The organism is Microcystis sp. M061S2 (assembly GCF_020245605.1).
In the GTDB taxonomy this organism is placed as follows: Bacteria; Cyanobacteriota; Cyanobacteriia; order Cyanobacteriales; family Microcystaceae; genus Microcystis.
This window is the reverse complement of the sequence record NZ_JADBUP010000140.1, coordinates 19,116-28,485: the sequence shown is the minus strand read 5'-3', so window position 1 is coordinate 28,485 and position 9,370 is coordinate 19,116. Positions and strand designations below refer to the sequence as shown.

General features: G+C 41.2%; 5 protein-coding genes and 1 pseudogene. 2 read left to right on the top strand and 4 right to left on the bottom strand.

Features of this window, described 5'->3' with window-relative positions; genetic code table 11:
• Positions 1-281: pseudogene (locus tag IM475_RS20725) on the top strand (flagellar assembly protein H); the annotation flags it as partial.
• A gap of 149 nt (positions 282-430) precedes the next feature.
• Here IM475_RS20725 and IM475_RS20720 read toward each other — a convergent pair.
• The 3 genes from IM475_RS20720 to IM475_RS20710 form a co-directional block, all read right to left on the bottom strand.
• Positions 431-3,310 (bottom strand): UPF0182 family protein, encoded by a 2,880-nt coding sequence (locus tag IM475_RS20720; protein ID WP_287728966.1) that lies wholly within the window; start codon positions 3,308-3,310, stop codon positions 431-433.
• 145 nt (positions 3,311-3,455) lie between these two features.
• Positions 3,456-4,682, bottom strand: a complete 1,227-nt coding sequence (locus IM475_RS20715) for a glycoside hydrolase family 10-like protein (RefSeq protein ID WP_287728965.1) — start codon at positions 4,680-4,682, stop codon at positions 3,456-3,458.
• Between the two features lie 156 nt (positions 4,683-4,838).
• Positions 4,839-5,966: an ABC transporter permease gene (locus tag IM475_RS20710; RefSeq protein WP_287728964.1), complete on the bottom strand. Its 1,128-nt coding sequence runs from the start codon at positions 5,964-5,966 to the stop codon at positions 4,839-4,841.
• An 84-nt stretch (positions 5,967-6,050) separates the two neighbouring features.
• On the opposite strand from IM475_RS20710, the gene IM475_RS20705 reads away from it, so the two are divergent.
• The gene (locus IM475_RS20705; RefSeq protein ID WP_287728963.1) at positions 6,051-6,986 is read left to right on the top strand and encodes a 2OG-Fe(II) oxygenase; all 936 of its coding nucleotides are present in this window, start codon (positions 6,051-6,053) and stop codon (positions 6,984-6,986) included.
• Positions 6,987-7,053: 67 nt separating this feature from the next.
• On the opposite strand, the gene IM475_RS20700 is transcribed toward IM475_RS20705, so the two are convergent.
• On the bottom strand, positions 7,054-9,252 hold the full coding sequence (locus tag IM475_RS20700) for a phosphoketolase family protein (protein ID WP_287728962.1): 2,199 nt from the start codon (positions 9,250-9,252) through the stop codon (positions 7,054-7,056).
• Positions 9,253-9,370: the final 118 nt, after the last annotated feature.

The window sequence follows — 9,370 nt, the reverse complement described above, 5'->3', positions numbered from 1 at the left end:
TTCAACAGGGTCTTCAACAGGGTCTTCAACAGGGTCTTCAACAGGGTCTTCAACAGGGTCTTCAACAGGGTCTTCAACAGGGTCTTCAACAGGGTCTTCAACAGGGTCTTCAACAGGGAGAACGTCTGGTGATAGAAAATTTATTGAAAGCTCGTTTTGGTAGTTTAGACCCAGATTTATCCGTAATTATCGATCGCATTTTATTATTACCAGTGGAGGAGTTTACCCCTTTAATAATTAATTTATCTCGCACAGAATTAATTGCCCACTTTTCTAATTAAAAGCATAACTCAATCCTTTGATGACACTGGATTTTAAAATTGGCTGATTAACCAGAGCAGGCAATTTTCCGGGCAAATTCGGGGATATTGAGGATCGTTCTGGAACTAGCATCAGCTTTCTTGCTAATTTGTGGCCAATTAGCGGCAATTTAGCTCTGATCACCTGAGAATAGCTTTTCTAAAGCTTCCTTCAAGGTTGGTTCCATGACAATTTTATTTTGATAAGCAACTGTTACTCTAGCGATTGTCGGGACACTATTTTGGTCTGCCACTAGATACAAAGGTTCTACATAAAGTAGCGATTGTTCAATGGGAATAATTAATAGGTGTCCTTGCAAAACTTTAGAACCGTCCCGATTCCAAAGGGAAATCTGTTGAGAAATATCTGGATCTTGGTTAATTAAAGCCTCAATTTGATTCGGTCCGTACACTAACCTTTGTTTAGGAAATTGATAGAGTAATAACTTACCATACTCTCTATCATCTGAACGCGCCGCTAACCAAGCGATTAAATTTTGCCGACTAGAGGGAGTATAGGGATGGAGGAGAATAAATTCTTCTTTGTCGGCATCGGGCAGTTTCATGATTAAATAATAGGGTGATACAGCCTGGGGTTCCGTGCCGTAAATTTCTAGGGGAATTTCCCATTGATCCTCCCGATTATAAAATACTTGCGGATCGGTCATGTGATAGGTTAATAATCTTTCCGCTTGGGTACTAAATAAATCTTCAGGATAACGGATATGACTGCGGATAGTTTTTGGCATTTCTGCTAAAGATTTAAACAGATGAGGAAAGATTTTACTCCACGTCTGAATAATTGGATCATTTTGATCGGCAACATAGAAATTCACCGTTCCATGATAGGCATCCACTACCACTTTGACCGAATTGCGAATATAGTTAAATTTATCTTTTCCTGGGTCAGAATAGGGATAGCGATCGCTAATAGTATAAGCATCAATAATCCAATGTAATTTACTACTACTATCGCCCACATCTGCCGCTACTAAATAGGGGTTGCGATCATAATTTAAAAAAGGGGCGATAGTTTGCACGCGATTTTGGATATCACGACGCATTAATAAGCGAGTTTCGGGAGTAAAATCTTGGCTAAATAACATTTGCCAATCCCGCAGATAAAGGGCAAATAGCCAACGTCTCCACCCCGTCCCCACTAGGATTCCTCCCTTACCATCGTAGGTATTATAGACATTTCCATCCCCGCTAGGAAAATCCAATTCTTCTACGGTGGTGGGAGTCATCACATAATTATTAGTTAATTCCCCGTAGTAAATGCGGGGTTTACCAATGGGAATGCTATAATCAATTAATTTGCTAGAGGTTTGTAGGGCTCCTTCGTCTTTATTTGTGCCGATATCTTTGACAAAATAGTAGGGTAAACCCCCGGCAGCTACTAAATTAACCGGGGAAAGAGTGAACCCATAACCGTGGGTATAAACGAGATGTTTATTCACCCAAGTGTTAGCAGAAGTGGGAACCGCACTATAATCTAATTCTCTAGCGGCAATAATGGTCTGTTGTTTTTCAGATATTTGACGTTCCTCGATTTTTTCAGGCACTCCCACTCGTACCCTATAGCGATCAATATCAGCATCGGGGAATTTATAATATAAGCGAATTTGCTGTAATTGTCGGTTAGTTTCTAGCAGTGGTTTGGTGTCCCAAAGACGAATATTATCGATAGTTAGATGGTTTCTCTCTAAAACTTCGGCATTTAATTCGGCCTGTGGATCGAAAACTTGGGCATCAATTCTATCTAAGGAAAAAGCCGCTCTTGTGGATTGAATACTTCTTTCAATATAGGGTCTTTCTCTCACTAATTCATTCGGTTGTACGATTATTCTTTGTAATCCTCCACTGATAATTGTGCCACTGATCCAAACAATTAAATAGAGAAATACAGGAACTAAGTAGGGGAAAAATAACAACTTTTTCTTGGCGGTTTTGTGTAATTTGCGACGGTTTCTTTTACCAAATAATGCTTTTTCTCCTAACCATATAGAGGTTATTGCTGCAATAATTCCCAGAATAATTTCAATAAATTGACCAACATGAGCATCGATATAACCCGCACCATAAACTACTCCTTCGGGAGAATAAAGTAGCAGGTAACGCTGAATAATATGGTGTAATACTAGCAGCCCCATTAACCCACTCCACAGGGCATATAAATGACGCAGTTGCCGACGGGAAAACCCCGGAAATGTTCCCTGAGAAAGACTATCACCTGAAAAAAGATAGGTTAAACTAACGGCAAAAAGAGTATATATTCCCACACCACTGAGCCATAATTCTAGTAACTGCCACAGGGGTAATTGAAAGATGTAAAAACCTAAATCATTCCCGTATTGAGGATCGTTAATATTGAAAGGAACACCATAAAAATATTTTAAAAAATTCGCCCACTGCCCAGCAATAATAAAAGATAGCATTACAGTGAATACTATAGATATTATTCGCAAAAAATACTCGGTTTTAATTAATAATCCCAAGACTAAAAGAGCGATAATTACCCCTTGCCAAAGATTACTGGAAATATCTGTTAATACTTGCCTAATCCAAACTATTTCCAGAGGAGAACTTAGGGAAGAACTAAGGTTAGGAAGATTAAAATCTGGTGTCCAGAGACTGAGGGCTAGTTTACTGTAATACAATAACATTGACCCGATCCAAGCTCCAATTCCCGTTGCGATAATCAAAAGGCCGAGTAAATTAATACTGGGAGATTGAGGACTAAGAGGATAACTATCTTCCTTGGCTTTTTGCCAACGAAAACGCTGGGCTAAACGTAAATTAGTAAAAATAAAGAGTAGAGAAAGAATTGCACTTCCCCAACCTAATCCTAGTTGCCAAGATAATTGCTTCAGGAAAGTGTTTAAATAACCCATCTCGGTAAACCAGAGGCTATTGGCTACCACTAATACCCCCAACTGCCCGATCACAAGGCAGCCAAGAAACAGTAAAATAGGTTTAGCGATCGAGCTTCGGTTAGATCTGATCAGCATGGATAAAGTGATAAGGGAGAGTCTTCCTTTATTCTAGCGATTTTAGTTTCTCCCTGCTGCTTTTTCTTAATTTAAAGATAAACTTAAGAAACTATAGCCAGGTTAGGGCGATAATTTCGCTTAAAGTCAGCAATTTTCCCTAATTTTAGCGAGGATTAGCAGACTGGAGTATTTCTCGAAAAATCCTGCGTCGATAGGAAGGAGATTCATTACTCATATTCCATAAAGTTTCGTAGAAAAAGAAAGAAACACCAAAATTTTGTTGTCTCGATGTTTCCACTTGTTGAGTAATATTAACCATCGGAATCGGACGACCTTTTAAACCAGATAAAATCCCAATAGCTACGGGGATAGATTGCCTAGCTTGCTGTAATTCTGGTTGTGATAATTCCCAGTCAAAGGCGTTCATATCAGTTCGATACACTTGTATTATTAACTCATCAATCAAGTTTTTTTGTTGCCATTTTTGCCAATCTAAAAGATAGGATTCTAGGGAGAAAGTGTAGGGATTAGGAGATAGGGAAATAATCGCTCTAGGTTGGCGCTTTTTAATCGTCTGGGCTAAACTATTCATATAGTCAGTAATTTTATCGGCCCGCCATTGAATCCATGCTTTATCTTGGTAATCTTGCGGTGGTAATTGTCCAGAATGTTCCCTTTGATAGAGTTTAATTGTGGTTTCATCATAGCCAAAATCGGCGGGATAACCAAAATGGTCATCAAACTGAATTCCTTCTATATCGTAGTTAGTAATAATCTCGCTGACTAAATCCGTAATAAAGTTTTGTACTTGCGGATGTAAGGGATTTAACCACACCCGTTGATGCACTTTTCCTTCCCACCAAATTACGCTTTTATCCTGTCTTTGGGTTAACCAATCGGGATGCCGTTTGGCTAATTCTGAATCCGCAGGAGCCATAAAACCAAATTCAAACCAGGGAATAATTCTTAATTTTTTCCGATGACCTTGGCTAATTATTTCCTTTAAAAAGTCGCGATTTTTTAAAGATTCATGGGGATCGAGCGCTCGTCCCGTGACTTTTTCTGCTACCTTAGAAGGATAGAGTGTATAACCCCAATTCCAAACCGTGGGATAAATAGTATTAAAGTTTAAATCGGCCAACCTATCAAGGGCATCTTTTAGGGTTTCTGGTTTAAATAATACCTCACTATCGATATTAGTTAACCAAACTCCACGAATTTCGGGTTTTTCTTGGGTTTGATTGCTGGATTGTGCCGGATAATTAAAGGTTATCGTCATGATACAAGCAAAGATAATTAAAAATATTAACCAGCTTATTTTCCCGTATCTTTGACTATAAATCACCAAACTATCGGCGAAATTATTAAAAGTTTTACTGATTCTATTCATAATGGGAAAGTGGGGTAGTGGGAATTATGAATTATGAATTATGAATTAGGAAGTGGGGAGAGGGGAGCAGGAAGTCGGGAGCAGGGAGCAGGGAGAATAAATAAAAATAATCTCCTGACTCCTGAATCCTAACTCCTGACTGTTAAAATAACTAAATTATCTCTCTAAATTGCGAGGATCTAGGGCATCGCGTAAACCATCACCGAGTAAATTAAAAGCTAAAACGGTGAGAATAATTAACAAAGCAGCTGGCCAAATTAACCAGGGTTGTAGAACAATAATTGAGGCATTGGTAGCCAGAGAAAGCATATTTCCCCAACTAGGATCCGGTTGTTGAATTCCTAAACCAATCAAACTTAAAACCGATTCGGCCACGATAAACCCCGGCACGGCTAACGTAGCAGAAATAATGATATAACTAGCAGTTTGGGGCAGCACATGACGCAGAATAATATAAAGGGGTTTTGCTCCCATAGCTTTAGCGGCCTGAATAAATTCCTGTTCTTTCAGGGATAAAACTTGACCGCGAATTACCCGCGCTAATCCCGACCAACTGATAAAAGAAGTAATCAGGACGATTAATAAAAAGCGCTGGGTGCTGGTTAATCCTGCGGGTAAAACGGCCGCTAGGGCCACGAGTAAATATATGCCGGGGATAGTCATTAAAACTTCCACAAAACGCATTAAAATCGCATCTAACCAACCGCCAAAATAGCCAGAAACGCCACCGACAAATAAACCGATAGGGAAAGAAATTAAAATCCCGACCAAACCGATAAATAAACTAATTCTGCCCCCGAAAATCAAGCGACTAAAACTATCGCGTCCCGATTCGTCAGTTCCCAATATATTGATTCTACCATCGCCGATGACTCCGAACAGATGGAGATCAAAAGGGATACCGGGGAATAAAGTTACTTCCTGCCATTTTGGCGGCAAAGGTAGGCGAATTTGACCTAAATTATAGGTTTCACCCTTAACCAAGAAACGCAGCGGCAAGGGTTTGTTAAAATCTCTCATTAGCTTCCGCTCACCAGTTTCTATATTAATAGCACTTTGAGTGGTGGGATAGACGTGGGGGCCAATCCACTCACCCTTGTTACTTCCCGACTGCGAGCGCCAAAAGATTTCGGTGGGGGGTAGGAGAGACTGACCGGGTTGGGAGGAGTAGGGAGAGTAGGGAGCGACAAAATCCGCCGCCATTACGCTTAAATAGAAGATTAACAGTAAAACTGCTCCCCAACGGGCGAGAGGATTATCTTTGAGTTTGTGCCACCAGTCCATAGGCGATGAGGTCAATAGGAGAGTTAATCTTTATTTTGCTAGTTTGATTGCTACAATTTATCATACCAACAAAAAAGCTGTCTAATGTTTATTAATCCCCTTGTTTATGAGAAATCTTCTGTCTATCGTCAAGATTTTGAGACAGCGCAACCGTTTAAGCATTTGGTCATCGATAATTTTTTAGTTGGGGAGCAAGCGCAAATTTTGCTGGACAATTTTCCCAGTTTTAATCCGCAAAAAGCCATTAGTGAGTTAGGAAAAGTTGGCGGGAAGGCGGTTAATGAGGATTTAATCGGTTTGGGGGGTGTTTATCAACAGTTTGGCCGCTACGTTCAAGCTCAAGAGTTTTTAGAGTTAATTTCCCAATTAACCGGTATCGATAATTTAATTCCAGACCCTAGTTTTTATGGGGGTGGAACCCATGAAAATTTACACGGTCAAGAATTAGACCCTCACATTGATTTTAACCTTGATGAGCGTCACTGGTATCATCGCCGCTTGAATTTATTAATCTATTTAAATCCCCAATGGCAAGCAGATTGGGGAGGGAATCTCGAGTTACATTCCAATCCCCGTCAACCAGAAGAAAATAAGATTAAATCTTTTGTACCTATCTTTAATCGTTGTGTTATTTTTGAAACTAATGAACATTCATGGCATGGATTTTCTCAGATTAACTTACCAGAAAATCAACGGCATTTATCCCGGAAATCTCTTTCTATTTATCTCTATACCAAAGAACGTCCAGCCCTAGAATTATCCCCATCTCATACAACTTTTTACATCCCGCGCCCGCTGCCAGAAAATATTCAACCCCATCAAGTTTTAAGCTCGGAAGATTACCAACAAATTAAAATTTTACTGAAAAGACGGGATGATTTAATTCGTTTTTATCAAGATAGAGAACTGAAAGAATCTCAGGATTTAGTTAGTTTAAAATCCCATATTAAGCGCTATCTATCCCTCCAATATCCTCGCCTATGGAAAGTGATTAAAAGTTTACCCCGTTGGCAAAAGTGACCTGAAAAAAATCCCTACTTTCCAATCAAAGAGAGTAGGGAGTAATCAAAAAAAACTAACTGGGAACTTAACCTAATAACTGGGTAGCACGCGCAGTTAAAGCATTGGCAGTTAAGCCATTATAGGCCATAATTTCCCCAGCACTAGCGGTGGTTTCTCCCCGTTTCCAAGCGAAGACATCCCGACGCGCATTACTGCGTAACATAATCGGTTCTAACATGGCGCTTGTACCACCGGTTACTCCGATTAAAGCATCACCGGCAAAGAGACTGTCAAAACCAATATCATCGAGGAAATTATTATCAGCTGCCGAGCTAGTTTCACTCATCACATCGCTAGGACGATAGAGACGACGGGGATTAATTACCGAGACGATTTTTACGCCGATTCCCGCCGCTTCTAACTGTTGTGCAGACTCAAAGACGGGCAATAAAGTCATATCACCAATGACGGCAAAAACGACTTTTTTACTGCCTTCCGATTCCTGGAGAATTACGCCGCCTTTTTCTAAAGCTTGACGGGTTTGCTCAAAAGTGGTTCGCACCGGTAAAGGCGATTTACTAGCGGTGATTGTAATGCCTTTATTGCTAGTTCCTAACGCCCATTCATAACAGACTTGAATGCTGTTAGCATCGCAGGGAAAGAGAGGGAAAATATTACCATTTCGCATCATAGCGGCGAAATAATTTTCAATCTCTGGGCGTTGGTGTGTCCAACCATTCCGCCCTTGCTCTAAGGCTCCGGCGGTAAATAAAGTAATAGTAGAAGGGGTGGGACGACGTAACTCGGCCATCGCTTGGGTTACAGTCTGCCAAATCGGTAAACCATTGATAGCAAAAGACTCGTAGGAACACCATAAAGTCCGCGCTCCCAAGAGAGATAAACCGACGGCTAATCCAGCACAGGCATCCTCGCTTAAAGGCTCATAAACTTGACCATTAGGTGCTTGAAAATAGGTATCATCGGTGGTGGGGTGAATAATCTTTAAACCGACGTTAATATTATTAATTCCCGAAGCGGCATTACCATCAGCATTAGTGACAACAAAATTGGGGTCAGCTTTACCCACAGCTACCACTAATTCCCCCATGGCAGTGGTGGCCACTTTTTTATCACCACCCACAGTATATTCCGTCATCGGTAAGGTTCCTAAATCCGGCAGCGGGAAGACTTTTTCCGTTACCACTGTTTCCGCTGCCGGACCGCCTCCAGAGCGCTCGAAATTAGTACGAACAATTGCCCAAGCTTCAGGGGGTAAAGCGCGTTCTTGTAAGGCAGTAACGATATAATCTTTTTCTAAAGAATCGCCTGGATAAAGATTATGAGAAGCTGCTCCCCGTTTGTGAACTCCCGCCCCTTTAAGTTGTTTAATAATGATCACCGTTAGTTTACCACCTAGGGCTAATTGGGCGGCTTTATCCGTGGCCATTAACACCGCTTTCATGAACTCCAGACGCTGGTTAAAAGAGAATTTGGTGCTATCTACATATTCCCCATTTTGATTAGCATCATCGAAGTCTTTGGCATTAATGAGAATCACTTCCTCGAAACCATTACCGCGCCAATAGGCTTCCATTTCGGCGTTAGTTTTCAGGGACACCATGCTATGGTGTTCTTGGGAATAGCCATTCCAAACTAAAATCGGCAGAAAATTGGTAATTTCTGGGTAAGCAGTGTGAAAATGACCAAAACTACTCATAATGTAGGGTTCTCCTAAACCACCATCCCCGATAGTCACAGGGAAAAGGGTATTAGGGTGTAATTTGGCCGCCGCCATGGCAAAATGTTGGCCTTGGCCCAAAGGACCGGCGGGCCCGAGCAGTCCGGGGATTTGTCCAGAAAGATGCCCTAAAAGTCCGTGTTTTTCCCGAAAACGTTCTCCCAATTCGCTGACGTTGCTGATGCCCATGGCTTCGAGAGAGCGATCGAGAAAGACGTTACTATAAAAACCAGGGGCATGATGGCCCACTTCGGTGAAAATATTTTTTTGGCCTAACATCATCAAAGAGGCAATCACGTCGGCAGCGCTGGCAAAACCGCCGGGGTGTCCCGATTCTTTGGTAGCGGTGATTTGTAGGGTGAGGTAACGCAAAGCATCGGCGGCTAGGAGGGTTTGATAGATAGCATTCGGGTCATTAGCGGCAATAATAGCGGTTTTTCCCTCAGCAATAGCGGCTTTTCCTGCATATTTATCAAATTCGGGTAAGGAACCCCCAAAATATTTTATCCCTTGACAAAAATCGGGAATTGTGCTAGTAGCTGTCATAAAATTAATATACCCCTTTACATACAGGCAATCATTAAAACTATCTTACAGTTAGCGGTAACTCTCGATAGATGCGATATTACAGGGGGTTTCCATAGGCGATCGACTATTTGTGCTA

What these genes read in the sequence shown, in the direction of transcription:
- IM475_RS20715 (WP_287728965.1), bottom strand. Translation starts at nt 4,682, where the DNA reads ATGAATAGAATCAGTAAAACTTTTAATAATTTCGCCGATAGTTTGGTG.
- IM475_RS20700 (WP_287728962.1), bottom strand. Translation starts at nt 9,252, where the DNA reads ATGACAGCTACTAGCACAATTCCCGATTTTTGTCAAGGGATAAAATAT.
- IM475_RS20705 (WP_287728963.1), top strand. Translation starts at nt 6,051, where the DNA reads ATGTTTATTAATCCCCTTGTTTATGAGAAATCTTCTGTCTATCGTCAA.
- IM475_RS20720 (WP_287728966.1), bottom strand. Translation starts at nt 3,310, where the DNA reads ATGCTGATCAGATCTAACCGAAGCTCGATCGCTAAACCTATTTTACTG.
- IM475_RS20710 (WP_287728964.1), bottom strand. Translation starts at nt 5,966, where the DNA reads ATGGACTGGTGGCACAAACTCAAAGATAATCCTCTCGCCCGTTGGGGA.